Source organism: Nakamurella multipartita DSM 44233, from assembly GCF_000024365.1.
GTDB lineage: Bacteria > Actinomycetota > Actinomycetes > Mycobacteriales > Nakamurellaceae > Nakamurella > Nakamurella multipartita.
Map to the genome: position 1 here is coordinate 5,701,155 of NC_013235.1, position 23,479 is coordinate 5,724,633.

General features: G+C 73.2%; 21 protein-coding genes and 1 pseudogene. 8 read left to right on the top strand and 14 right to left on the bottom strand.

The window, feature by feature from the left end:
* The first annotated feature begins 77 nt into the window (after positions 1-77).
* Genes NAMU_RS25350 through NAMU_RS25370 form a run of 5 tightly spaced genes read left to right on the top strand, consistent with a single transcriptional unit; the run spans position 78 to position 4,063 of the window.
* Positions 78-869, top strand: a complete 792-nt coding sequence (locus NAMU_RS25350) for a UbiA family prenyltransferase (protein ID WP_015750192.1) — start codon at positions 78-80, stop codon at positions 867-869.
* Entirely contained in the window at positions 866-1,960 is a 1,095-nt protein-coding gene (locus tag NAMU_RS25355) for a type III polyketide synthase (RefSeq protein ID WP_015750193.1), read from the top strand. Before NAMU_RS25350 ends, NAMU_RS25355 begins: the two co-directional genes overlap by 4 nt.
* Positions 1,957-2,514 carry an isoprenylcysteine carboxyl methyltransferase family protein gene (locus tag NAMU_RS25360; protein ID WP_015750194.1) on the top strand — a complete coding sequence of 186 codons (558 nt, stop codon included), beginning with the start codon at positions 1,957-1,959 and terminating at the stop codon, positions 2,512-2,514. Before NAMU_RS25355 ends, NAMU_RS25360 begins: the two co-directional genes overlap by 4 nt.
* Positions 2,507-3,538, top strand: a complete 1,032-nt coding sequence (locus NAMU_RS25365) for an NAD(P)/FAD-dependent oxidoreductase (RefSeq protein ID WP_015750195.1) — start codon at positions 2,507-2,509, stop codon at positions 3,536-3,538. The genes NAMU_RS25360 and NAMU_RS25365 overlap by 8 nt, the downstream gene beginning before the upstream one ends.
* 54 nt (positions 3,539-3,592) lie before the next feature.
* The gene (locus NAMU_RS25370; RefSeq protein WP_015750196.1) at positions 3,593-4,063 is read left to right on the top strand and encodes a PPOX class F420-dependent oxidoreductase; all 471 of its coding nucleotides are present in this window, start codon (positions 3,593-3,595) and stop codon (positions 4,061-4,063) included.
* A gap of 97 nt (positions 4,064-4,160) precedes the next feature.
* On the opposite strand, the gene NAMU_RS25375 is transcribed toward NAMU_RS25370, so the two are convergent.
* From NAMU_RS25375 to NAMU_RS25420, 10 genes are all read right to left on the bottom strand, one after another.
* Entirely contained in the window at positions 4,161-4,343 is a 183-nt protein-coding gene (locus tag NAMU_RS25375; protein WP_015750197.1) for a hypothetical protein, read from the bottom strand.
* Positions 4,344-4,547: 204 nt separating this feature from the next.
* Positions 4,548-5,000, bottom strand: coding sequence for a flavin reductase family protein (locus NAMU_RS25380; protein WP_217180643.1), 453 nt, complete (start codon positions 4,998-5,000; stop codon positions 4,548-4,550).
* Between the two features lie 35 nt (positions 5,001-5,035).
* A complete protein-coding gene (locus NAMU_RS25385) occupies positions 5,036-6,628 on the bottom strand; it encodes a GMC family oxidoreductase (protein WP_015750199.1) in 1,593 nt (530 codons plus the stop codon).
* Positions 6,625-8,007, bottom strand: coding sequence for an NAD(P)/FAD-dependent oxidoreductase (locus tag NAMU_RS25390; protein WP_015750200.1), 1,383 nt, complete (start codon positions 8,005-8,007; stop codon positions 6,625-6,627). The genes NAMU_RS25385 and NAMU_RS25390 overlap by 4 nt, the downstream gene beginning before the upstream one ends.
* Positions 8,008-8,126: 119 nt before the next feature.
* Positions 8,127-9,155, bottom strand: coding sequence for a bifunctional lysylphosphatidylglycerol flippase/synthetase MprF (locus tag NAMU_RS25395; RefSeq protein WP_015750201.1), 1,029 nt, complete (start codon positions 9,153-9,155; stop codon positions 8,127-8,129).
* Positions 9,121-9,633, bottom strand: a complete 513-nt coding sequence (locus NAMU_RS25400) for a hypothetical protein (RefSeq protein ID WP_015750202.1) — start codon at positions 9,631-9,633, stop codon at positions 9,121-9,123. Before NAMU_RS25400 ends, NAMU_RS25395 begins: the two co-directional genes overlap by 35 nt.
* Positions 9,634-9,672: 39 nt before the next feature.
* A complete protein-coding gene (locus tag NAMU_RS25405) occupies positions 9,673-10,818 on the bottom strand; it encodes an acyl-CoA dehydrogenase family protein (protein ID WP_015750203.1) in 1,146 nt (381 codons plus the stop codon).
* Positions 10,815-11,324 carry a type II toxin-antitoxin system RatA family toxin gene (locus tag NAMU_RS25410; RefSeq protein ID WP_015750204.1) on the bottom strand — a complete coding sequence of 170 codons (510 nt, stop codon included), beginning with the start codon at positions 11,322-11,324 and terminating at the stop codon, positions 10,815-10,817. Before NAMU_RS25410 ends, NAMU_RS25405 begins: the two co-directional genes overlap by 4 nt.
* A complete protein-coding gene (locus NAMU_RS25415) occupies positions 11,312-12,673 on the bottom strand; it encodes an aspartate aminotransferase family protein (protein ID WP_015750205.1) in 1,362 nt (453 codons plus the stop codon). Before NAMU_RS25415 ends, NAMU_RS25410 begins: the two co-directional genes overlap by 13 nt.
* Positions 12,673-13,749, bottom strand: a complete 1,077-nt coding sequence (locus NAMU_RS25420) for an SDR family oxidoreductase (protein ID WP_015750206.1) — start codon at positions 13,747-13,749, stop codon at positions 12,673-12,675. The genes NAMU_RS25415 and NAMU_RS25420 overlap by 1 nt, the downstream gene beginning before the upstream one ends.
* A 156-nt stretch (positions 13,750-13,905) precedes the next feature.
* On the opposite strand from NAMU_RS25420, the gene NAMU_RS25425 reads away from it, so the two are divergent.
* Together NAMU_RS25425 and NAMU_RS27910 are read left to right on the top strand one after the other, a co-directional pair.
* The gene (locus NAMU_RS25425) at positions 13,906-15,141 is read left to right on the top strand and encodes an NAD(P)/FAD-dependent oxidoreductase (RefSeq protein WP_015750207.1); all 1,236 of its coding nucleotides are present in this window, start codon (positions 13,906-13,908) and stop codon (positions 15,139-15,141) included.
* Between the two features lie 371 nt (positions 15,142-15,512).
* A pseudogene (locus tag NAMU_RS27910) lies at positions 15,513-17,489 on the top strand (MMPL family transporter); the annotation flags it as partial.
* A 56-nt stretch (positions 17,490-17,545) separates the two neighbouring features.
* Here the strand turns inward: NAMU_RS27910 and NAMU_RS31250 are convergent.
* Both NAMU_RS31250 and purD read right to left on the bottom strand, forming a co-directional pair.
* A complete protein-coding gene (locus tag NAMU_RS31250) occupies positions 17,546-18,736 on the bottom strand; it encodes an aminotransferase class I/II-fold pyridoxal phosphate-dependent enzyme (RefSeq protein WP_015750208.1) in 1,191 nt (396 codons plus the stop codon).
* A 7-nt stretch (positions 18,737-18,743) separates the two neighbouring features.
* A complete protein-coding gene (gene purD / locus NAMU_RS25435; RefSeq protein WP_015750209.1) occupies positions 18,744-20,006 on the bottom strand; it encodes a phosphoribosylamine--glycine ligase in 1,263 nt (420 codons plus the stop codon).
* Between the two features lie 104 nt (positions 20,007-20,110).
* Between purD and NAMU_RS25440 the strand changes: the two genes are divergently transcribed.
* A complete protein-coding gene (locus NAMU_RS25440; RefSeq protein WP_015750210.1) occupies positions 20,111-20,884 on the top strand; it encodes a maleylpyruvate isomerase family mycothiol-dependent enzyme in 774 nt (257 codons plus the stop codon).
* A 158-nt stretch (positions 20,885-21,042) separates the two neighbouring features.
* Here NAMU_RS25440 and NAMU_RS25445 read toward each other — a convergent pair whose 3' ends face one another.
* Together NAMU_RS25445 and NAMU_RS25450 are read right to left on the bottom strand one after the other, a co-directional pair.
* Complete coding sequence (locus tag NAMU_RS25445; RefSeq protein ID WP_015750211.1) at positions 21,043-22,056, bottom strand: GNAT family N-acetyltransferase; 1,014 nt, start codon at positions 22,054-22,056, stop codon at positions 21,043-21,045.
* Positions 22,057-22,207: 151 nt separating this feature from the next.
* Entirely contained in the window at positions 22,208-23,182 is a 975-nt protein-coding gene (locus tag NAMU_RS25450) for an endonuclease domain-containing protein (protein WP_052308083.1), read from the bottom strand.
* Positions 23,183-23,479: the final 297 nt, after the last annotated feature.

Consider the following 23,479-nt stretch of genomic DNA (forward strand, 5'->3'; position numbering starts at 1 on the left):
ACGACCCGGCGGCCGGGGCGGTCCAGCAGTCGATCGGGCAGTATTCGGTTGACGAGGGGCCATCGGCGGGAGCCGGGATGAAGAACCTGCTGCGCGCGGCCCACATCGGTCCCGCGCTCGCGGTGACCATCTTGGCGGCCGCCCTGGCCATCGCCCACCGGCTGCCGGCCGGCCAAGCCGTGCTGGTCGTCGCCGCGGTCCTGGCCGGGCAGCTCTCGATCGGCTGGTCCAACGACCTCATCGACCGGTCGCGCGACCGGTCGGTCGGCCGTGCGGACAAGCCGCTGGCCACCGGTGCGCTGTCCGTTCGGCTGGTCACCGCGGCCTGCGCGAGCGCGGTGGTCGCGGCCGTCGTGCTCTCACTGCTGTGCGGCCTGGTCGCCGGTCTGGTCCACCTGGTCTGCGTGGCCGCCGGCTGGGCCTACAACCTGGGCCTGAAACGGACCGTGTGGTCGTGGGTTCCGTACGCGGTCGCGTTCGGCGGCCTGACCATCTTCGTCTCGTTGGCCGCCCCGGCCGCAGCGGTGCCGCCGCTGTGGCAGCCGGCGGTCGGCGCGATGCTGGGCGTCGGGGCCCACCTGGTCAACGCCCTGCCCGACCTGGCCGACGACGAGGCCACCGGAGTGCGCGGGCTGCCGCATCGCCTGGGCGCCCGGCTGACCCGGCTGCTGTCCGTGGTCGTGCTGGTCGCGGCGTCGGTCGTCGTGGTCTGGGCCAGCGACCAGGTCCGGCTGCCGATCCGGATCGCGGTGCTCCTCCTGGTCGCCGCGCTGGCCGCGATCGCCCTGCTCACCCGGGGCCGGACGCCGTTTCGCGCCGCGATCGCGATCGCGGTCGTCGACGCCCTGCTGCTGGTGCTCGCGCAATGACGCCGTCGAGGACCGACCGGGCCCGCATCCTGGCCGTCCGCGGGGCTCTGCCCGCCCATCGCTCCCGGCAGGCCGCGATCACCGACGCCTTCGCCGCCGCGATCCACCCGTCGCGCGCGACCGAGCGTGTGCTGCGCAGCCTGCACGGCAACTGCGGGGTCGAGCAGCGCCACCTGGTGCTGCCGCTGGCCGACTACGCCGACCTGCGTTCCTTCGACCAGGCCAACGACCTGTTCCTCGAGCACGCGGTGGCGTTGGGCGCCCGGGCCCTGGAGGACGCGCTCAAGGCCGCCGGCCTGACGCCGACCGATGTCGATCTGATCATCTCCACCACCGTCACCGGCCTGGCCGTCCCCTCCCTGGACGCCCGGATCGCCGCGGTCGTCGGCCTGCGGCCGGACGTGCGCCGGGTGCCGCTGTTCGGCCTGGGGTGCGTGGCCGGCGCCGCCGGCATCGCCCGGCTGCACGACTACCTGATCGGCCATCCCGACCACGTCGGCGCCCTGGTGGCCGTCGAGCTGTGTTCGTTGACCGTGCAACGCGACGATTCCTCGCTGCCGAATCTGGTGGCCAGCGGTTTGTTCGGGGACGGCGCCGCCGCGGTCATCGCCGCCGGGCGTCACTCGCAGGCCCCGGATGCCGACCGGGCCGTGCAGGTCCTGGCCAGCCGTAGCCGCCTGTACCCCGACTCGGAACGGACCATGGGCTTCGACTTCGGGGCCAGCGGGTTGCGGATCGTGCTCGACGCCCAGGTGCCCGCCCTGGTCACCCAGTACCTCGGCGACGACGTCGACGCCTTCCTGGCCGATCACGGCCTGGACCGGGCCGACATCGGCTTCTGGGTGTGCCATCCCGGCGGGCCGAAGGTGATCGACGCGGTCCGGGACGTGCTGGACCTGTCCGACCGGGACGTCGGCCTGACCCGATCGTCGTTGGCCCGGATCGGCAACCTGTCCTCGGCCTCGGTGCTGCATGTGCTGGCCGACACCCTGCGGGAGCGGCCGCCGGCCCCGGGCACCTTCGGCGTCCTGCTGGCCATGGGCCCCGGCTTCTGCTCGGAACTGCTGCTGTTGCAGGCGGCGTCGTCATGACCAGCCTGACCGCCTTCGTCGTGCTGGTGGCCCTGGTCGGCCTGGAGCGGCTGGCCGAGCTGGTGGTCTCCACCCGCAACGCCACCTGGAGCTTCGCCCACGGCGGCCGGGAGACCGGCCGCGGCCATTACCCGGTGATGGTCGTCCTGCACACCGGGTTCCTGGTGGCGATGCTGGTCGAGGCGTTCGTACGCCGGCCGGTGGTGCCCGGGTGGCTGGCCTGGTCGATGCTGGCCCTGGTGCTGGCCGCCCAGGCCCTGCGCTGGTGGTGCATCGCCACCCTGGGACGCCGTTGGAACACCCGGGTGATCGTCGTGCCCGGGCTGCCCCCGGTCCGCTCCGGCCCCTACCGCTGGCTGGCCCATCCCAACTACGTTGCGGTCGTCGTCGAGGGGGTGGCCTTGCCGATGGTGCACGCCGCCTGGATCACCGCCGTCACCTTCACCGTGGCCAACACCGCGCTGCTGGCCGTCCGGATCCGGGTCGAGAACGAGGCCCTGTCCGCCCTGCGCGGGCCCGCCGACCGGCCGGTCGGCGCACCGACCGATGCGTGACCTGGTCGTCGCCGGCGGTGGCCCGGTCGGCCTGGCCACCGCGCTGTACGCCGCCCGCGCCGGGTTGGACGTGCTCGTCCGCGAGCCGCGGACCGGGCCGATCGACAAGGCCTGCGGCGAGGGTTTGATGCCGGGCGCGGTCGCCGCACTGACCGACCTGGGCGTCGTGCCGGCCGGACGCCCGATCGTCGGCATCCGTTACCTGGACGGCTCCCGCCGGGTGCAGGCCGACTTCCGCCACGGCCCCGGCCGCGGCGTGTCCCGACCGGTGCTGCACCAGGCCCTGCTCACCGCGGTGGCGGCGGCCGGGGTGGACGTCGTCGGGCCCCGGGTGGAACGGGTCGAGCCGCGGTCGGAACGGCTGCTGGTCGACGGCGAAGCCACCCGGTACCTGATCGCCGCGGACGGGCTGCACTCCCCGGTCCGCCGGCTGGTCGGGCTCGACCGACCGGCCGCCCGGGAGGATCGGTCCCGGCGCTTCGGGCTGCGCCGGCATGTGCGGATGGCCCCGTGGACCGATTACGTCGAGGTCCACTGGTCGCCGGGCGGCGAGGCCTACGTGACGCCGCTGGCCGACGACCGGATCGGCATCGCCCTGCTCACCTCCCGGCGGGCCCCGTTCGACGAGCTGCTCGCCGAGTTCCCCGCCCTGGCGCGGCGCCTGGCCGGCGGTGACCCGGAGCGGGTCCGGGGGGCCGGACCATTGCGTCAGCGGGTCCGGGGCCGGGTGCGGGGGCGGGTGCTGCTGGTCGGCGACGCCGCCGGATATGTCGATGCGCTGACCGGGGAGGGTCTAGCCCTCGGGCTGGCCCAGGCCCGGGCGGCGGTGGCCGCGGTCGCCCGCGACCAACCGGCGGCCTACGAGTGGGCGGCCCGGCGCGTCGGTTGGCGGCACACCGCACTGACCCTGGGCCTGCTGACGGCCACCCGGGTACCCGCGGTGCGCGGCCACCTGGTGCCGGTCGCGCGGCGGGTGCCCTGGGTGTTCGGGGCGGCGGTCAACCAGCTCGCCCGGCCCGCCTGAGCCGGTGGGACGAGAATCGGCAGCAGTGTGAGTTCGCCATCGCAAGGAGCGTCCGTGCCCAGAACCATCGCCACCACCACCAGCGTCGACCGGGACGAGCTGCTCGCGTTCGTCCGGCCCCGGCACCAGCACATCCTGATGACCACCCGGCACGACGGCTCGGTCCAGGCCTCGCCGGTCAGCGCCGGGGTCGACCCGCAGGGCCGGGTGGTGATCGCCAGCTATCCCGAGCGGGCCAAGTCGCGCAACGCCCGTCGCACCGGGACGGCCTCGGTGCTGGTGCTCTCGGCCGAGTTCAACGGAGCCTGGGTACAGATCGACGGCGACGCCGAGGTTCTGGACGTACCCGAGGCGATCGAGCCGCTGGTGGACTACTTCCGGTCCATTTCCGGCGAACATTCCGACTGGGACGAGTACCGGCGGGCCATGGTCGACCAGGGCAAGTGCCTGATCCGGATCACCCCGACCCGGTGGTCGCCGATCGCCACCGGCGGCTTCCCGCCGCGCCTGGCCACCGACGGCTGAGGCAGAGCCCGGCCGCCGAGCGGCCGAGGGGCCCCGCCGGTCTCGGGCGGGTCACGCGGACGGCGGGTGCGCTGATCGCGTCACCCGCCGTCGGTGGTCAGCGTCGGTAGCCGACCTGGTTCTTGCGCTTGTTGGCGATGGCCGCCACCGCCCAGATGCCGCCGCCGATGACGGCGACCCAGAACAGCAGGCCGATCGTCTTGCCGATCAGCCACAGCGCCAGGCTGATGCCGATCCAGATGACCACGATCGCGCCCACGATCTTCAAGAACTTGTCCATGTCGAACTCCTCCGCTGTCCTCGACTGCCGCGACCCAACATCACGGGCAGGCCGCCCCGGCCGTCCGGACTCCTCGCCTGCACCATCCACTGTCCGCTCCCGGACACCGGTCGGCCTCCGGTGAGAACCCTGATTTCCTCTCGGGGTACCCGTACCAGGGCAACGCCGGACCCCGGCGGATCGTTCCACCGGACCGGCCGGCGCTCAGGCCACGGACAGGAAACGGCCGCGGTGGAAGGCCAGCGAGTCGACCGCGCCGTCCAGCCGCAGCCCGATCACCTCGCCCACGTACATCAGGTGGTCGCCGGCGCGGATGCGCTGCCGGACCAGGCATTCGAGCTGGGCCGCCGCTCCGTCGATCAACGGCACCTCGGCGACGCCGATCCGGTGCGGCACCCGGTCGAACGCGCCGACCCCGCTCGGCCGGTCGGCCCGGGCGAAGAACCGGCCGAGCTCCTCCTGCCCGGCCCCCAGGATGCTGACGCCGAAGTGGGTGCTGCGTCGCAGTGCGGCCGCGCTCCGGCCGGCGCGCCGCACGCAGACCCCGATCAGCGGCGGATCCAGCGACAGCGAGGTGAACGAGTTGACCGTCACCCCGTGCGGCCCGGCGCCGTCCACCACCGTCACCACCGTCACCCCGGTGACGAACCGCCCCATGACGGACCGGAACTCGCTCGGGTCGCACCCGGCGGTCATGACCGACCCGCCACCGACGGTTGCGGCTGACCCCGCAGAAGCATGGCGGCGCGTTCGGCGATGGCCGTCGTCGGGGCGTGGGTGTTGCCGCGGGTGATGGTCGGCATCACCGACGCGTCGGCCACCCGCAACCCGTCGACGCCGTGCACGGCCAGCGTCGGGTCGACCACCGCCCCGGGGTCGGCCGCCGGACCCATCCGGCAGGTGCCGACCGGGTGGAACATGGTGTCCACCCCGGCCCGGATGGCCCGGATCACCGCGTCGTCGCCGGCGTCGGTCAACGGGTGCGGGGCGCGCGCCGCGCCGGCCAGCGGTCCCGTCGCGCCGATGCGCAGGGCCAGCCGAACCCCGCGGACCAGCGTGTCCAGGTCTGCCGGGTCGGACAGGTACCCGGGGTCGATGACCGGCCGGGCCAGCGGGTCGGCGCGGCGCAGGGTGATCCGGCCGCGGCTGCCGGGCTGGAGCAGCACCGCGCCGATCGAATAGCCGTGCTCGCGAGGTTCGCTGACCCGTTCGTCCCGGATGCCGTCCAGCAACACCGGCGCGAAGACCAATTGCACGTCCGGGGCGGCCAGCCCGGGCCGGCTCCGGACGAATCCGCCGGCCTGCCCGATGTTGGAGGTCAGCGGGCCGCGCCGGTGCAGCAGGTAGTGGGCGACGTTGACCGGACGCCGGCCGTCGAGCAGGCTGGTCGGCTCGGCGGCCCGCCAGCACATCGGGATCATCAGATGGTCCTGCAGGTTCCGGCCCACGCCCGGAAGGTCGGCCCGCACCGGGATGCCCAGCCGGTGCAGGTCGGCGCCGTCGCCGATGCCCGAGGCCAGCAACAGGGCCGGGGTGTTGATCGCCCCGCCGCACAGCACGACCTCGCTGCCGGCCCGCGCGTACTCGGCCCGGCCCCGACGAAGCCACCGCACCCCGACGACCCGCGGGCCGCAGAACACCAAGCCGGTGACCTGGGCCCCGGTGACGACGGTCAGGTTCGGCCGGGCGGCGATCGGGCGCAGGTAGGCGTCGGCCGCGCTGCACCGGACCCCCCGCCGCTGGGCCACCCGATGCCGGCCGACACCGTCCTGCCCGGGCCCGTTGAGGTCCGGGTTCCGGACCAGCCCGGCGCGCTCCGCGGCAGCCAGGAAGTCGGCGGTGCGCGGCGCCCGCCACCGATGCTCACCCCGGTCGGGATCGCCGTCCGGCCACAGCTGCGCCTCGGCCGCCTCGAAGGCGGGCAGCAGGCCGGCGTGGTCCCAGCCCGGGTTGCCGGCGGCCGCCCACCCGTCGAAGTCGGCGGCGTTGCCGCGGACGTAGACCATGTCGTTCATCGTGGAACTGCCCCCGAGCATCCGGCCGCGCGGCCAGTACAGCCGCCGGCCGTTCAACTCGGGCTGCGGTTCGGTGCGGTAGGCCCAGTCCGCCGCGGTCCGGAACAGCCGCGAATACAGCGCCGGCACCCGCGACTCGGGTCGCCACCGGCCGCTTCCGGCCTCCAGCAGCAGCACCGTGCACGACTCGTCGGCCGAAAGACGCGCGGCCAACGCACATCCGGCCGACCCGGCACCGACGATGACGACGTCGAAGCCCTGGGCCCTCATCGGTGGGCTCCGCTGAGCCGGGCGCTGACCGGGGGTCGCACGAACTCCCGGCCGACGGCGCCGAAGTGGTGTAGCATCCGGTCCCGGCGGTCCAGGCCGGCCAGGTAGGCCTGCAGGCCCCAGTCCCGCGGTGGGCCGCCGGGCAGGGCCAGCACCTTCTCGCGGTACCAGGCGACGTCGTCCTGGCCGGCGACTCCGGTGATGCGCCGGGCGATCTCGTACCCGGCCTGGACCGAGAGCGGGATGCCGTGCCCGCACCAGCCGCCGGTGAACCAGACCCCGGGCGCCGCCGGGAGCCGGCCCAACCGTGGCATCCGGTCCAGGACCGACCCGATGCGGCCGGACCAGCGATTGCTGACCGGGACCGAGGCGAGATCCGGGAAGATCGTCCGCAGCTCGTGTTCGATGCGGTTCCAGGCGGTCGTACTGCCCACCCCGCCGCGGATCCCGGGCGGCAGGGTGACCCGGCCGCCGCCCATGATGATCCGGTGGTCGGGCGTGAGCCGGTAGTAGTTGAAGAAGGTGCGGCAGTCCACCACCGAATCGCGGTCCAGCCAGCCGATCCGGTCGAGCTGGCGGTCGGTGAGCGGGTCGGTGCGGATGACGTGCCCGGTGATCGGGACGACGCCGGCCGAGCCGAGCCCCTCGGGCTGCACGCCGTCGGTGGCCATCACCACATGCCGGGCCCGGACGATGCCGGACGGGCAGCGCAGCTGCACCGGCACGCCCGGCCGGATCGACAGCACCGGGCTGCGTTCGTGGATCGTCACCCCCAGCCCGGTCAGCACGCCGGCCAGCGACCGGCTCAGCCGTACCGGATCGAGCGTGGCGGCCAACGGATGTCGCAACGCCGACCGGTACGGGCGGCCCCCGAACCGTTCGGCCAGCTCCCGGGCCGGCAGGTAGGGGATGTCGAATCCCAGTTCGGCGAACGAGCGGTGCTGCGCACGCAGGGCCCGGTCCTGACGCGCGGACACGGCGCACACCAGCTGGCCGTTGAGCTCCAGATCGCACTCCAGGTGCTCACGCTCGACGAGCTCGACGGTGCGGGCGACCGCGGTGACCGAGCCGGCGAAGGTCGCGGCGGCCACCCGATCGCCGTAACGGCGACGCAGCACGGTGATCGGCCCGCCGACCCCGGGCGCGACGATGCCGGTGCTGGCCCCGGTCGCCCCGGAACCGACCCGGTTCGCCTCCAGCACCACCACGGTCGCGTCCGGCCGGTTCCGGCGCAGGAAGTAGGCGGCGGCCAGCCCGGCCAGCCCGGCGCCGACCACCACGTAGTCCACCCGGACGTCGCCGACCAGCGGCGGCCGCGGGTGGGGAGCGGCTCCGGACCACCAGGGAGACGGTTCGTATCCGGCCGGGACGGTCGTCATCGTCATGTCCATGCGCTTTCTGTCTCGTGTGCGGGGCGGCCCAGTTTCGGGGTGGCCCGTGTGCTGGGCGGTCCGTGTGCTGGGCGGTTCGGGTGCCGGGCGGTTCGGGTGCCGGGCGGTCAGATGACCCGGGTCAGGCGCAGCAGTCGGGCGACCGCGCCGACACTGGGCCGGCCATGGAAGGCCAGGTAGTCGGGCTGAATCAGGTGCGGGCGCCATTTGAGCTTGTAGGCCACCTGATCGGCGGCGGGATACAGCTTCCCGCCGCGGCGGGCGAGCAGGCCGACGACGTGGTCGACCGCGGGCGACCCTCCGGCCACCCGATGCCGCTGGTCCAGCCCGACGAACGGGGTGAAACCGAAGTGCAGCCAGCCCGGTTCGGCCCGGTGCCGCATCCGGCCGACCGCGTCGCTGACGATCAGCTCCATCACCCCGGGCGGGGCGTCGGGATGCCGGCGGGTCAGGTCGTGCAGCCACCCAGGCCGCGTTCCGGGCACCGGCGAGAAGCTGATGTAGCCCAGGACCTGGCCGTCCCGCTCGGCCACGAACAGCCGCCGGTACCGGTCGGCCGGGCCGGACCGCTCGCCGATCATGAACGCCAGCTCGTGCGATCCCTTGCTGCGCAACCACTGCCGGTCCAACGCGGCCAGCTGGGCGGTCAGGTCGGCGGTGGCCGGCCGATCCACCCCCACTTCGGCCACCTGCACGCCGGCCCGCCGGGCCCGGGAGATCTTGTTGCGCAGTGGCACGAAGTGCTTGCCGGCCAGCGAGTATCGGCTCAGCTCCAGGGCGTAGGAACTGCCCAGCTGGTTGATCCGGTACCCGGACCGGCCGAACAGCGGCAGGTCCGCGGGGGTGAGCTGGACGGCCAGCGTCCGCTCCCCGGCCGACCGGGCGTCGGCCAGGAAGGCCTCGAGCAGGGGCGCCTGCCGGTCGGGTGCGGCGACCACCCCGCCGAACTGCACCCGGGTCCGGCCGGACCGCCGGTAGGCGACGAAGCCGTCGACCTCGGCGATCTCGAAGTACTCGGTGTCCCGGTTGACGGTCAGGAACGCCGAGTGGTTGTCGGCGTACGCGGCCAGCAGCGCGACCCGGCGGTCCAGCGCGGCCTGATCAGCGGACGGCCGGCTCGGTGAGTGCGGCCGCATCGGTCGCCGACCCCCTCTCGACGCCGGACGGATCGCGCTGGGCGGCGGCGTAGGCCCGAACGAACTCGGCGTACACCGGGTGCGTCGTGGGCTCGAAGGACACCCCGAACGGCTTGAGCATGTTGCCGAACAGCGCCCGGTCGCCCATCAGATGGATGGGCAGGGCCAGCAGCGCCCACTCCGGGCCGATCAGCACGCACCACAGGCCGGCCAACACGGCCGAGGTGCCCAGGTGGTGGGCCACGTTGTAGGACACGTAGAACGCGCGGGGCACCTGCCCGTGCCGCCGGATCCAGATGAAGAGTCCCGGTAGGTAGCCGATCACGTCGATGACGGCGAACAGGGCCAGGAATACCGGCCAGCGGATCTCACCCAGGTGGGCGACCGCCAGCACGACACAGACGACCAGGGCGATCAGGTATTCCAGACGCAGCAGCCGGTGGGTGGTGCGGGTCATGAAGAAGTTCTTGTGGTCCACGGGTTTCTCCCTTCCCTCGTGATGACCAGGGGTGACGGGTCAGGCGGTGAACCGGCCGCCGCGCAGCGAGCGGTCCAACGCCTCGCTGACCGGGCCGACGGCCGGCGGGTGCATGGCCAGCGCCCGGGACGCGGCCAGCAGGTAGGCGATGTCCGGGGCGCTGACGAAGGCGATGCCGCCGGCCAGCGCGGCGGCGGCCATGGCGGTGCGGGCGATGGCGTTCTCCACCCCGTAGCGCACGTACAGCGACCGCGTGAGCAGTCGCTCCACCGCCTGGTCGTCCTCGGCCGGCAGGCAGCCGGCCACCGCCTCGACCGCGGCCATGGCCGATTCCAGATCGGCGGCCAGCGCCACCCGGTCCTGCGCGGTGCCGCGGCCGGACTGCAGGACCCGTTCCACCAGGGCGGAGGCCACCCCGATGTAGGACGCGGCCACCAGCAGCTCGAACCAGAGGAACCCGCGGCCCTGGATCGGGTCGGTCATGGTGGCCTCGGCCGGGCGGAAGACCATCATGTCCGGCACGAACACGTCGGTCAGCACCACCTCGTCGCTCTCCGCCCCGGCCAGCACGAAGCTCTCCCAGAAGGGACGCCGGCTGATGCCCGGGTCGGTGGCCGGGATGAGCACGATGGCCAGCCGGTTCCCCTCGCCGCGGCCGCTCCGGTCGTCCTCGCCGACGACGGCGACGCTGGCCGACATCAGGTCCATCGACCAGGTCAGGCTGCACGGCCGCTTGCTGCCGTTGATCAGCAGGCCGCCGTCGACCGGGCGGGCCTGCACCCGCGGGGCCAGGATGTTGGTGCTCGGGTTGCCCTCGGCGAACGCCGAACTCAGGTACCACCGCTGTTCGGCGATCGCCTGCAGCACGGCCCACTCGAAACCGGTTCCCAGGGCGGACAACTCGGCCAGCGAGGCGACCGAGAAATGGTGCATGGTGGTGGCCACCGCCAGCGACGGGGAACGGGCGCCGATCGCCCGCTGCAGCCGGACGGCCGCCACCGGGTCGACCCCGCGGCCGCCGTGCTCGGCGGGCACCAGCAGGCCGCACCCGCCGGCGTCCCGGAACAGTTCGAGCGCCTTGCTGTCCCGGCTCTCCCAGGTCATCAGCGGTTGGGCGGCCAGGGCCTCGTCCAGGCCGGGCAGCAGCTCGTCCAGCACGGCTCGTTCGGCGGCCAGGAAGCTCATGCCGCCACCGCCTTGAGGAACGGCAGCGCGCCCGTGGGCACCTCGGTGGCCTCGTGGTCGATCGCGTCGAAGCGGACTCCGTCGCCGAACAGGCCGAGCAGGATGGCGCTGATCGTCTCGGCCAGCGTGCGCGCGGCGATCGGGTCGAGCACGGCGGCCAGGCTGGCGATGCCCAGGTCGACCAGGGCCTCGAACCGGACGGCGGTGCCGTCCGCACCGCCCCGGCACCACCAGCTGCCCGCGAACTCGGCGACATCGCCCTCGGTCTGGGTGAAATCGATGCGCAGCGCCGCGGTGTCGATCACGTCTCGCTCGGTCCAACGCAGGATGCCGTTGCGGAAGTTGACCTCCCAGCTGCTGATCAGGTCGCCGCCGGCCTCGGTCCACACCTGGACCTCGCGGACGACGGGCGTGAGCTCGGGGTAGCGGGCGTAGTCCGCCAGGGTGCGGAACACCTCGTCGGACGGTCGGTCGGGCACGACGGCGTCGATGGTCACGAAGCGCACGGGTACTCCTCGGTCGGGGGGTCGGTCGGGGGGTTGGTCGGAAGGGCGATCGGCGGGACGGCCGGGACGGGACGGGTGGGGGCGGCGGGCCGGCGGGACGCGCGGGCCCGGCGCCGGCCGACCTCGCGGGCGGCTCCGGTCAGCGCCTCGTGCAACTCGGCCACGTCGGCGGCGGTCAGGGTGGCCGGCGGGGTGAGCCGCAGCACGTTGTACTTGTTCAACGAGTAGGACGGCACGACCCGGCGGGCCAGCAGCTCCATCAGGAATTCCACCGCGAGATCGCTGGACACAAAGTCCATCCCGATCAGCAGCCCGCGGCCGCGGACCTCGGCGACCAGGCCGGGGCAGTGCTCGGCGAGCACCTCACGCACGAGCGCGGACAGCTCGACGCCCAGCTCGGCCGAGCGGGCGACCAGGCCCTCGGCGCGCAGGACGTCCAGGGTTGCGGTGACGGCGGCGGCGGCCAGCGGGCTGCCGGCGAACGTGGACGAGTGCAGCATCGGGTCCTCGTCCAGCGGACGGAACACCGCGTCGGTGGCCAGCACGGCGCCCACCGGGACCACCCCGCCGGACAGGATCTTGCCGGACAGCAGGATGTCCGGCACGACGCCCTCGGTGTCGGCCGCCCACCAGGCGCCGGTCCGGCCGAGCCCGGTCTGGATCTCATCGAGGATCAGCAAGGCTCCGGTGCGGGTGCACAGCTCCCGGACCGCGGCCAGCCAGCCGGCCGGCGGGACGTGCACCCCGCCTTCACCGAGGATGGGTTCGGCCAGCACGCAGCTGCGCTCGCCATCGGTGGCCAGCCGCCGGGCCAGGTCGTCGATGTCGCCGAAGGCGGCGAACTCCACGCCGGGCAGCAGGGGCTCGAACGGCGCCCGGTAGGCCGGCCGGCCGGTGACGCTCAGCGCGCCGAAGGTCTTGCCGTGGAAGCCGTCCCGCATGGCGATGACCCGGGTGCGGCCGTGCAGCCGAGCGAGTTTGAGGGCGACCTCGACGGCCTCGGCCCCGGAATTGGTGAGGTAGACGTGGTCGAGCCCGGGCGGGGCGACATCGGCCAGGGCGGCCGCGGCGTCGGCCGTGACCCGGCTGATCAGCGGCCGGCTGACCAGCGGTGAGCGGTCCAGCTGGCGCTTGACCGCATCGACGACCACCGGGTGCCGGTGGCCGATCAGGTTGACACCGAACCCGGCACAGTCCAGGTACCGCACACCGTCGGCGTCGTACAGGTGATTGCCCAGCGCCACTTCGGGCAGCGGCGCGCCGAGCAGCTCGACCAGCGCGGCCGAGGATTTGTTGACGTGCCGCCGGTACCGGTCCAGGGCGGCGCGGCGGTCGGTCGGAGCCGTCATCAGGCCACCGCCTCGACGACCTCGACGGCCGCCGCCGCCTCGGACTCCCGGTGCCAGAAGTCCAGGCTGGCCCGGATGGCGGCGGGGAAGTCGGGCGGCGCGGCCGCGCCGGCCGCGGCCAGCTCGTCCAGGGAGCTGGGGAACGGCTCTTCCATGGATACGTAGTCCAGGAACAGATCCATCAGTGAACTCACCGCCATTCGCATCGTGCGGGGCAGGGCGTCGAGGAAGACCGGCGCGATCAACCGGTGGTAGGTGTCCGGGGCGACGAAGCGCGGGCGATCGACGCGGATCCCGTGGGCCCGGGCGTGGTCGAGGTGCAGATCGACGGTGTCGGCGACGGTCAGGGCGCGGGCTCCGGCGGTGAGCCAGTAGTCCCGACCGAACAGGTTCCGTTCGAGGATGGTGGCGATGCCGTCCGCGACCACGTCGCACGGGATCAGGTCCAGCGGCCAGTGTGAGCCGAACGGGAGCATGGGCAGCATGCCCCGGCGCAGGGCCGACAGCACGTGGTAGAAGCCCTGGAATTCGGTGGTGGCGCCGGTCCGGCTGTGCCCGATCACGATCGACGGTCGGACGATGCTGGTCGGCCCGCTGGCCTGCCGGATCACCTGTTCGGCGGCCCGTTTGGACGCGGCATAGCGGGCCGACGTCCGGGGGTTCGCCGCATCGTCCTGCGGGTGCAGGTAGGCGGTGCTCACGTGCACCAGCGAGGCCTGCGCCCGCTCGGCGAACTGCACGACCTCGCGCGTGCCCACCACGTTGGTCGCGGCGTGGTCCTCGGACTTCTTGAACGAGACGATCGCGGCCGCGTGCACCACCTGATCGACCCGGTGGGCCAATGCGGCGTACTCGGCGGCCGACAGGCCCAGTTGCGGGGCGGTGACGGAGCCGCGGACGGACCGGACGCCGGGGTGCTGGATGTCCCGGCGATGCACGAGGGCGATCACCTCGGGTCGACCGGGCCCGGCGCTCAGCCGGTCCAGCAGCGCCGAGCCGATCACCCCGGATCCCCCGGTGACCAGGATGGTCGGCTGGTGGTGGGCACGCCTGAGCCCATCGAACTGAGTGGTCATTTTCCGGCTCCCCCGGTGGTCGGGCTCGGATCGTCGAGCGGACTGCCGGTAGAGAGAACGCACGATCCTGGGGAATACATGGGGAAATGTCGGTATTTACCCGGCCGGCCGGCCCTCTCTGTGCGTAGTGCGCGCCCCGACCCCACAGGAGGCCCCGTGCGCCGAGCCCATTTCGACGTGGTGATCGCCGGTGCCAGCCTGGCCGGCTGCACCGCGGCCACACTCTTTGCCCGTCAGGGACTTTCGGTCGTCCTGCTGGAGGCGCACCGGGACCCGAATCACTACAAGCGCGCCTGCACGCACTTCATCCAACCCACCGCCTGGCCAACTATCAGCCGGCTGGGCCTGGGCGCGGCGATCCGGCAGGCCGGAGGACAGCCGAACAGGCTGTCCATCTGGACCCGCTGGGGCTGGCTCGACTTCCCCGGCCCCGCCGGCCACACCGGGCACGGGGAGATCGGGGTGAACATCCGGCGCGCACAGCTCGATCCGCTGGTGCGGGCGCAGGCGGCCCGCGAACCGCGGGTGACCGTGCTGATGGGGCAACGGGTCTCGCAGGTGGTGGTGCGCGCCGGCCGGGCCGTCGGGGTGCGAGCGGGCGACCCCGGCCGGGAGACCGAGTACTTCGGCCGGCTGATCGTCGGCGCCGACGGGCACCGCTCCCGGGTCGCCGACGCCGTCGGTCCGGCAGTGACCAGCCCGCACGGCCGCTTCGTGTACTTCGCCCCGTTCACCGGGGTCGGCCTGCCCGATGATGCGTCTCGGATGTGGATGCTCGAACCGGATATCGCCTACGCCTTCCCCAACGGTGAGGTGACCATTCTCAGTGTCATGCCGACCCTGGACCAGTTGCCGGATTTCCGGAAAGATCTGCGCGGCAATTACTTTGCCCGCCTCGGCCGGCTGCCCGACGGGCCCGACCTGTCCCGGGCCGAGCAGGTGGGCGAGCTGTCCGGGGTGCTCAACTACGCCTGTGCGGCCCGGCCGCCGGCGGCCCCGGGACTGGCCCTGGTCGGGGACGCCGCGATGACCTCGGACTACCTGTGGGGCACGGGCTGCAGCTTCGCCTTCCGCAGCGCGGCCTGGCTGGTCGACGCGACCGCCCCGGAACTGATCCGGGGCGCCGATCCGCAGGTCGGGCTGCGCCGGTACGCGACGCAGCACCGCCGGGCGCTGGCCGGGCACCACCGGTTGATGAGCGACTACGCCACCGGGCGGGCGTTCAACCCGGTGGAGCGGGCGCTGTACGCCGGGGCCGTGCGCGATCCACTGCTCGCCCGGCACGTCGCCGCGTTCGGCGAGCGCCGCATCGGCGTCCGGCAGTTCCTGGCCCCCGGCATGCTCGCGCGCAGCGTGCTGGCCAACCGCCCCCGGCCCACCGCCGCGGCGTGACCGTCCGGCAAGGAGATCCCGTGGCTGACCTGCTGGCGCCGCCGCTCGCCCCTGGGCCGACCCGAGGTCGGCATCACGCGGTCGAACCCGACGAGTCGCCGACGACGATCCTGCCGCCGTCCGCCCGGCCACCGCTTCCGGCCGTGCCGGTGCCACCGGCCGTGCCGGCACCCGACGCCGCGCCGGCACCGCCGGCCGACCCGCCGCCCGCCGCCGACCCGCCGTCCCCGGCGGGCGGCTGGTTCGAGCGGCTGGGCACCGCGGTCACCGGCCACCCGCGGTCGGTCATCGTGGTCTGGGCGCTGCTGCTGGCCGGGCTCAGCGTGCTCGGACTGGGACTGCCGAACCGGTTGGCGGCCGGCGGGTTCGAGGTGCCGGGGTCGGCCTCACTGGAGGTTCAGCACCTGCTGCAAGACCGTTTCCCCGGGCAGGCGGCCGACCCCGTCGTCGTGCTCATTCAGGCCACCGACCCCGCGGCGGCCGACCAGCTGCCGGCCACCGTGCGAGCGGCCGGCGAGCGGATCACTGGGCTGGCCGGGGTGCGGTCGGTGCGCAGCTACCTCGACCCCGGGGCGGCCGGCCAGCTGACCGCGGACGGCACCACCACCTACCTGTCGGTCGCGGTGGACGGCGATCAGAGCGAACAACTTGCTCACGCCGCCGCGATCGAAGCAGCCCTGGCCGATCTCGCTCCGCCCGGGGTGCAGGTGTCGGTCGGCGGGCGGGCGGCGTTCTACACCTACCAGAACGAGATCTCCCGCAGCGACCTGGAAAAGGCCGAGCTGATCACCTTTCCGGTCACCCTGGTCGTGCTGCTGCTGGTCTTCGGCAGCGCCGTGGCCGCCGGCCTGCCCGTCCTGCTGGCGATGGTCAGCCTCGGCATCACCCTCGGCCTGCTGTACCTGCTCACCCTTCTCATGCCGTTGTCGGTCTACGTCACCAACACCGCGACGGTCATCGGGATCGGTGTCGGCATCGACTACGCCCTGTTCATCGTGACCCGATTCCGGGAGGCGCTGGCCGACGGCCGGCCGGCCCGCGCGGCCGTCGTCGAAGCGGTGACCACTTCCGGGCGCAGCGTCACCGTGTCCGGGCTGACCGTGGTGGTCGCTCTGGCCGGGATGTTCCTGGTCGACATTGCCGGCTTCCGGTCCATGGCGGTGGGCACCATGGTGGTCGTCACGCTGGCCGTGGTGGCCAGCCTGACCCTGCTCCCCGCGGTGCTGGTGCTCATCGGCCCGCGCATCGACCGGTTCACCGTGCTGCGCCGGTCCAAGGCCCGGCACCGGGTCAGCGGCTGGCAGGTGTGGACCACCCGGGTGATGCGCCAACCCGTTCGTCATCTGCTCGCCGCGCTCGGCGTGCTGTTCCTGCTGGCCGCGCCGCTCACCGGCATCGTGCTCGGCCAACCCAGCGCGGACACCTTGCCCGCGGACAGCCCGCCGCGGGTGGCGCTGGACCGGCTGGCCGCGGGATTCGGTCCCGGCAGCATCGGCCCGGTGGAGATCCTGGTGCCGGTGCCGGGCGGCCTCGACCGCCCCGAGAATCGTGACCGCATCAGCGCTCTCACCGACCGGCTGGCCGCCGACCCGGGCGTGGCCGGCGTGCTGAGCGTGACCGTGCCCGGGACCGATCCGGTGTCGTTGACCAGCACCGACGGGTCCCTGACCCGGGTGGTGGTGATCGGTACCGACACCCCGCAGTCCACCGCCGGGCAGGACCTGGTCCGGCGAATCCGCGCCGACCTGCTCCCGGCCGCCGGCATCGACGGCGCGCTGGTCGGCGGTCAGGGGGCCAGCGATCTGGACCTGACCGACGAGATCGGCGCCCGGCTGCCGTGGGTGATCGGCGGCGTGCTGGCGCTGTCGTACCTGCTGCTGATGGTCGCCCTGCGGTCGGTGATCCTGCCGCTCAAGGCCATCGTGATGAACCTGATGTCGGTCGGCGCGGCCTACGGGGTGGTCGTCGCGCTGTTCCAGTGGGGTTGGGGCGCAGCTCTTTTCGGCTTCGAACCGGAAGGCTTCATCCAGGCCTTCGTGCCGCTGTTCCTGTTCTCGGTGCTGTTCGGGCTGTCCATGGATTACGAGGTCTTCCTGATGACCCGGATGCGCGAGGAGTGGGAGCGCACCGGCTCGAACGAGCAGGCCGTGACCCGCGGCCTGGAACGCACCGGCCGGACCGTCACCTCGGCCGCGTTGATCATGGTGGTGGTCTTCGCCGCATTCACCGGCAGCCGCCTGCTGGCGTTCAAGGCCATGGGATTCGGGTTGGCCGCCGCCGTGCTGATCGATGCGACGGTGGTCCGGGTGGTAGCCGTGCCGGCCACGATGCGGCTGCTCGGCCGGTGGAACTGGTGGCTGCCCGGCTGGCTGGCGAGGCTGTTGCCGCACCTGGAACCGCCGGCTCAGCCGGCCAGGAACCGTTCCAGCGCGTCCAACGCACCCTCGATCGTCCGCATCGACCCGGCGAAGGAGAACCGCAGGAACCGGTGGCCGTCGACGACGTCGAAGTCCACGCCCGGGGCGGCGGCGATACCGGCCTCGGCCAGCAACCGGGCGCAGAACGCGGTGGAATCCGAGGTCAGGTCGCCGATGTCGGCGTACACGTAGAACGCCCCGTCGGCCGGGGCGAGCCGGTCGAAGCCGAGCCGGCGCAGGCCGCCCAGCAGCAGATCGCGGTGCTGCGCGTAGCGCTGCACGTGACCGTCGCATTCGGCGTAGGCCTCGAAGGCGGCCATCGCCGCGTACTGGGCCGGGGCGGGCGGGCAGATGGCCAGGTTGCCGGCCAGCGCATCGACCACCTCGACCAGATCGTCGGGAACCAGCAGCCACCCGATGCGCCAGCCGGTCATCGAGAAGTACTTGGAGAACGAGTTCACCACGATGCCGTGCCGGTCGGTCTGCCAACTGCTGCTGGTGCTGCCGGTGTAGGTGATGCCGTGGTAGATCTCGTCCGAGACCAGCCGGACCGCGTTTCCGGCGCTCCAGGTGGCCAGTGCCGCCAGCTCCCCCGGTTCGAGCATGGTGCCGGTCGGGTTGGCCGGGCTGGCCACGATCAACCCGTCCAGGTCGTGCTCCCGGACCATCGACACCGTCGGCTGGTACCGGGTTTCCGGTCCGCACGGCAGGTCAACGACCGCACAGCCCAGGGCGTGCAGGATGTTCCGGTAGGCCGGGTACCCCGGGCGGGCCAACCCGACCCGGCTGCCCACGTCGAATGCGGCCAGGAAGGCGAGCAGGAATCCGCCCGAGGACCCGGTGGTGACGACGACGTTGTCAGCGTCCACGGCCAGCGCGTAGCGGTCGCGGTAGTGCCCGGCGATAGCCTCCCGCAGGGGCCGGATCCCCGGCGCCTCGGTGTATCCCAGGATGTGCGAGTCGAGCGTGGCGTGCGCCGCCCGCCGCACGGGCTCCGGGGCCGGGGTGGACGGCTGCCCGGCGGCCAGGTCCCAGACCACCTCGCCGGCGGCCCGCCGACGGGCCGCCGCGGCGAGCACCTGCATCACGTAGAACGGCGCCACCCGGGACCGGTGGGACGGCCCGAGACCGGCGGCTTTGCCGATGATCTCGTCGCCGCGACGGCCCGATCCGGTCATCGCCGGATCAGGCGGTACCGGGGACGCGCACCCGGCCCTCGGCGGCGGCCAGGGCGATGTCGGTGCGGTGGTGCGAGCCGCGCAGGTGTACCGACCGCACCAGTTCGTAGGCCCGCTCGCGAGCCTGGGCCAGGTCGTGCCCGGTGCCGACGACCGACAGCACCCGACCACCGGCCGAGATCACCGACCCGTCCGGCGCCACCGCCGTTCCGGCGTGCAGCACGCCGTCGGTGTCGGCGCCGCTGATGACGTCGCCGGTGACCGGCGAGCCGGGGTAGTTCTCGGCGGCGATGACCACCGTCACCGCGGCGGCCCCGCGCCAGCTCAGCGGGCAGGACCCCAGCCCGCCGGCCGCCGCCGCCGCCAGCAGCGATCCGAGCGGGGTGTCCAGCAGTTCCAGCACCACCTGGGTCTCGGGATCGCCGAAGCGGCAGTTGAATTCGATCACCTTGGGGCCGGTCGCCGTGATCACCAGGCCCGCGTACAGCAGACCGCTGAAAGGCGTTCCGCGGCGGCCCATCTCGGCCAGAACCGGGTCCAGCACGGTACGCTGCACGGTGTCCACCAGGCCGGCCGGCGCCCAGGGCAGCGGCGCGTAGGCACCCATGCCACCGGTGTTGGGTCCGGAATCGCCGTCGCCGACGCGCTTGAAGTCCTGGGCCGGCAGCAGCGGGATCGCCTTGTTCCCGTCGCACACCGCGAACAACGACACCTCGGGGCCGGCCAGGAACTCCTCGACCAGCACCGGGTGGCCCAGCTCCAGCACAGCGCGGGCGTGCGCGACGGCGGCCGCCCGATCCTCGGTGACGACCACACCCTTGCCGGCGGCCAGGCCGTCGTCCTTGACCACGTAGGGCGAGCCACAGGCGTCCAGCGCGGCGTCGATCTGCTCGGCGGCGGACACCGCGACGGCCTTGGCCGTCGGCACCTCGGCCGCGGCCATCACGTCCTTGGCGAATGCCTTGGACCCCTCGATCCGGGCGGCCGCGGCGCTGGGACCGAAGACGGCGAACCCGCGGGCCCGCAGCACGTCGGCGGCTCCGTTGACCAGCGGCACCTCGGGGCCGATGATCACCAGGTCGGGCGAGACCGCCTCGGCCACCGCCAGGATCGCGGCGTTGTCGGTGACGTTCACCGGGTGCGAGGTGGCCAGGGCCCGGGTGCCGGCATTGCCGGGAGCGATGTGAAGGTCGGCGACATCGGGGTCGCGTCGCAACGCACGGAGCAGGGCGTGCTCGCGGGCGCCCGAGCCGATGACGAGAATGCGCACGTCGGGAGAGTACTGCCTCCGGCGGCCGGTCCTGTGCGGATGCGGGGCCGGCGTGACCCGGCCCCTGCCGGCGACGGCTCGACGCGGCGTGCGACGCTGGGCCGATGCCCCTCCGGTTGTCCCAGGCGGACCTGCTCGCGGCCCTGGATTCCGAGGCGACCCGGCTGGCCCGCGAGGCGAACCGGGTGCTGCCGTCCGACCCGGTGCCCAGCTGCCCGCAATGGTCGGTCGGCGACCTGGTCCGGCATATCGGCGGCGTCCATCGCTGGGCCACCCGGATCGTCACCGACGGCCTGAGCAGCAACGTCGAGGACGACCGCGAGTTCTTCGCCGCACCCGACGACGGTTCGCTGCTGCCCTGGTTCGTCGAGGGCAGCAGCGCGCTGATCCGCGCGTTGCAGGCCGCCCCGGACGACCTGCAGGCCTTCGTGTTCCTGAAGAACGCGCCGCCGCCCGCGCTGTTCTGGGCCCGGCGGCAGGCCCACGAGACGACCATCCACCGGGTCGACGCCCAATCCGCCCGCCTGGGCCGGATGCCCTCGACCGCCGAGGCGGCCATCCCGACCCCGCTCGCCGTAGACGGTCTGGACGAGCTGCTGACCGGCTTCGTCCCGCGTCGCAGCAGCCGGCTGCGTACCGACGAGCCGTTCCGCACCGTCATCGCGGCCACCGACGCGCCCGCCGCCTGGACGGTCTCGGTGTCCGCCGACCCGCCGGTGGTCACCGAGGGGGCCGACCCCGCGGCGCAGTCCCACGTCACCGGCACCGCCGCCGCGCTCTACCTGGGCCTGTGGAACCGCGGCGACGACGTGGCCGAGAACGGCACCGTCGACCTGCTCGGGCACTGGCGGGACCAGGTCCGGGTCAGCTGGAGCTGACTCCGCCCGGCCCTGCAGTTGCGCCGTCCCGGCCCTGCAGTTGCGCCGGCCCGGCCCTGCAGTTGCGCCGCCCCGGCCCGGGCCCGGCCCTGCTGTTGATCATGGGAAGAAGGCCGTTCTGGCTGCGCCAGAACGGCCTTCTTCCCATGATCAACTCTTTACGCGGGGCTCGCCGGCACCAGGTGCCGCTGCCATTCCACGATCCGCCCGACCGGGCGATAGCCGAGGGCCTCGTTCACGCCAATCATGTGGGCGTTGGATGCGGCGTTGAACGTCTCCAGCACCCGCACCTGCGGCTCCTCGGCAGCCAACCGGCGCAGCATGGCGATCTTGAGCGCCAGCCCCAGCCGATGCCCACGGTGCTCCCGGCGGACACTGGTGTCCTGCTGGCGGGCATGCCAGGGCTGTTGCACCTCCACCGTCACCACGGTGTGACCCGCCAGGTCGCCGCTGGGCCGATGCCGGGCCACGAGCCGGTACATCCGCCGGTCGCGGGCCATCTGGGCCTGCTCGAAACCGAGCAGGCGTTCCGGGGTGAACACCTCGTCCTCGATGTCCAGGTCGTCGACGGGCGCGTCGTTGATCGCCGCGGTCAGCTCGCTGATCGCCGGCAGCAGGCCCTCCGGTGTGGGGTAGTCGATGGGGACGATCTCGTAGTCGGCGTGCCGGGCGGCGGCCGCCGCGTCGAGCTGGTCAAGCCGGGCCCAGTCCAGCGTCCACAGGTCCTGCGCGCGACGAACCGCCGCACTGGCCCGGTCCAGGCCCATCGCCTTGGCGAAGGCGACGGCGGGAGTGTCCTGCCAACCGGCCGCGGTGACCAGCGTCCGGCCCTGCGATCGGGCCCGGTCCAGGCCGGTCTCGAAGAGGTGCCGGCCCAGGCCGCGGCGGCGGGCCGACGGGTCGACCGTCACGTCCAGGTGGGCGGCGTGGTGGTTGTCCCAGCGTGAGGTGCTGACCTCGAGCAGGCCGATCACCCGGCCGGCGGCGTCGCGGGCCAGGGCCGGGACGCCGGGATCGAGGTCCCAGCCGTACCGAAGTTCGGCGCCGACCGCCCGGGCGTGGGTCGGCAGGTCCTCGGGACGGTCGACGCGACGCACGGCCTCGCGCAGCGCGGTGACCGCGTCGACGTCCCGCTGATCCAGGGTGTGCGGGTCGAGCCAATCCAGGTGCATGCCCCTGACGGTGCGCCGCGGCCCGGCCCGGCCGCCACCGATTTTCCGCGCGCCCTGCCCTGCTGTTGATCATGGGGAGAGGCCCGTTTTGGCTCCGCCAAAACGGGCCTCTCCCCATGATCAACACGACTCCGGGGCGGCGGCTGCGCCCTCAGCGGCGCCACCCTCTGGCGACCAGGGCCTGCTCCACCCGCGCCAAACACCCGGCCCGGTCGGTGAAGAACGCGTCGGCCGTGATCCGCACTACCCGCCACCCGTGCGCGGCGAAGTCGTCCAGGCGGCGGATGTCCCGATTGAACTGCCCGACGTCGACCCGGTGCTGGTCACCGTCGTATTCCACGATGAGCCGGTAAGCCCGGTAGAGCATGTCGCCGCGCCCGAGGAACACACCCTGCTCGCTGTAGACGTCCACGTTCAGTTCCGGCTCGGGCAGGCCACCGGCGACGAAGGCCAGCCGAACCAGGGATTCCGGGCGTGACTCGGCCCCGGGCCGGACCAGAGCCAGGGCCTGTGCGGCGCGGGTCTTACCGCGTCCGCGGAACCGGTCGACGCGCTCACCGAGCTCGCCGAGCGAGAGCCACGGCCGCTCGTCGGCCGGGTCGCCGAACCTCGGCGTCAGCACCAGGGCGTCCCCCACCGCGACCAGATCATTCAGTCGCAGGGCCGTGCTGAGCTGGCAGAACAGCGTCGCCGGGTCGATGAGCCACCGGCCCCGACGCAGCACCGCGTGTGCCGCCGGGTCCGAGATGTGGTGCCCGATCACCCCGGCCCGCCGCGGCGGATGCTCGGGCGGTAGCACGCCGACATGGACCGGTTCGACCTGCTTGGGCATCGGCAGCGGCAACGGCCACAACCGGGCGGCGGTGAGATGGCTGAAGAAGGCCCGCGGCGGGATCACCAGCTCCGCTGCCGAGCATTGGTCCTGGAGCCGCGCCTCCAGGAGCGCGCGCGGAGACGGGCCGTCTTCCCCCGGACCAGCCACGATGGCCCGGCGGACGCCGTACAGCGGCCGCTCGAGGTCGGCCGCCCGGAGGCGGGTGCGGCTCAGGCCCAGCTCGCGGCCCTGCTCCACGGTGAAGGCAGCCTTCGTCAGGTCCGATGGGAGTTCGCCCGGCCGCCGTGTCACCGACAAAGCGTGACTGATCGGGTGCCGGCGCCGCCGAAGTTATCCACAATTGTCGGCCGAAGCCCCACCCCCCGAAGTTGATCATGGGAAGAGTGCCGTTCTGGCGCAGCCAGAACGGCACTCTTCCCATGAACGACTGGGGGCCCTTGCGGGCCGTCCCGTGGCGGCGAAAATGTTCTTGGTGCTGCCCTCGGGTTGTCTGACGTCGATGTTGATTGGTGCCGGCGAGCCTGGCCATGAACTGGACGCTGGAGGTCGGTCAGGGATCCCGTGGTGTTGCTTCGAGCACGTGACTGA

Coding starts and splice junctions, on each gene's coding strand:
- NAMU_RS25365 (WP_015750195.1), top strand. CDS start 2,507: ATGCGTGACCTGGTCGTCGCCGGCGGTGGCCCGGTCGGCCTGGCCACC.
- NAMU_RS31250 (WP_015750208.1), bottom strand. CDS start 18,736: ATGACCGGATCGGGCCGTCGCGGCGACGAGATCATCGGCAAAGCCGCC.
- NAMU_RS25360 (WP_015750194.1), top strand. CDS start 1,957: ATGACCAGCCTGACCGCCTTCGTCGTGCTGGTGGCCCTGGTCGGCCTG.
- NAMU_RS25355 (WP_015750193.1), top strand. CDS start 866: ATGACGCCGTCGAGGACCGACCGGGCCCGCATCCTGGCCGTCCGCGGG.
- NAMU_RS25395 (WP_015750201.1), bottom strand. CDS start 9,155: ATGCGGCCGCACTCACCGAGCCGGCCGTCCGCTGATCAGGCCGCGCTG.
- NAMU_RS25390 (WP_015750200.1), bottom strand. CDS start 8,007: ATGACGACCGTCCCGGCCGGATACGAACCGTCTCCCTGGTGGTCCGGA.
- NAMU_RS25415 (WP_015750205.1), bottom strand. CDS start 12,673: ATGACGGCTCCGACCGACCGCCGCGCCGCCCTGGACCGGTACCGGCGG.
- NAMU_RS25420 (WP_015750206.1), bottom strand. CDS start 13,749: ATGACCACTCAGTTCGATGGGCTCAGGCGTGCCCACCACCAGCCGACC.
- NAMU_RS25375 (WP_015750197.1), bottom strand. CDS start 4,343: ATGGACAAGTTCTTGAAGATCGTGGGCGCGATCGTGGTCATCTGGATC.
- NAMU_RS25385 (WP_015750199.1), bottom strand. CDS start 6,628: ATGAGGGCCCAGGGCTTCGACGTCGTCATCGTCGGTGCCGGGTCGGCC.
- NAMU_RS25445 (WP_015750211.1), bottom strand. CDS start 22,056: ATGCACCTGGATTGGCTCGACCCGCACACCCTGGATCAGCGGGACGTC.
- NAMU_RS25440 (WP_015750210.1), top strand. CDS start 20,111: ATGCCCCTCCGGTTGTCCCAGGCGGACCTGCTCGCGGCCCTGGATTCC.
- NAMU_RS25405 (WP_015750203.1), bottom strand. CDS start 10,818: ATGAGCTTCCTGGCCGCCGAACGAGCCGTGCTGGACGAGCTGCTGCCC.
- NAMU_RS25350 (WP_015750192.1), top strand. CDS start 78: ATGAAGAACCTGCTGCGCGCGGCCCACATCGGTCCCGCGCTCGCGGTG.
- NAMU_RS25380 (WP_217180643.1), bottom strand. CDS start 5,000: ATGGGGCGGTTCGTCACCGGGGTGACGGTGGTGACGGTGGTGGACGGC.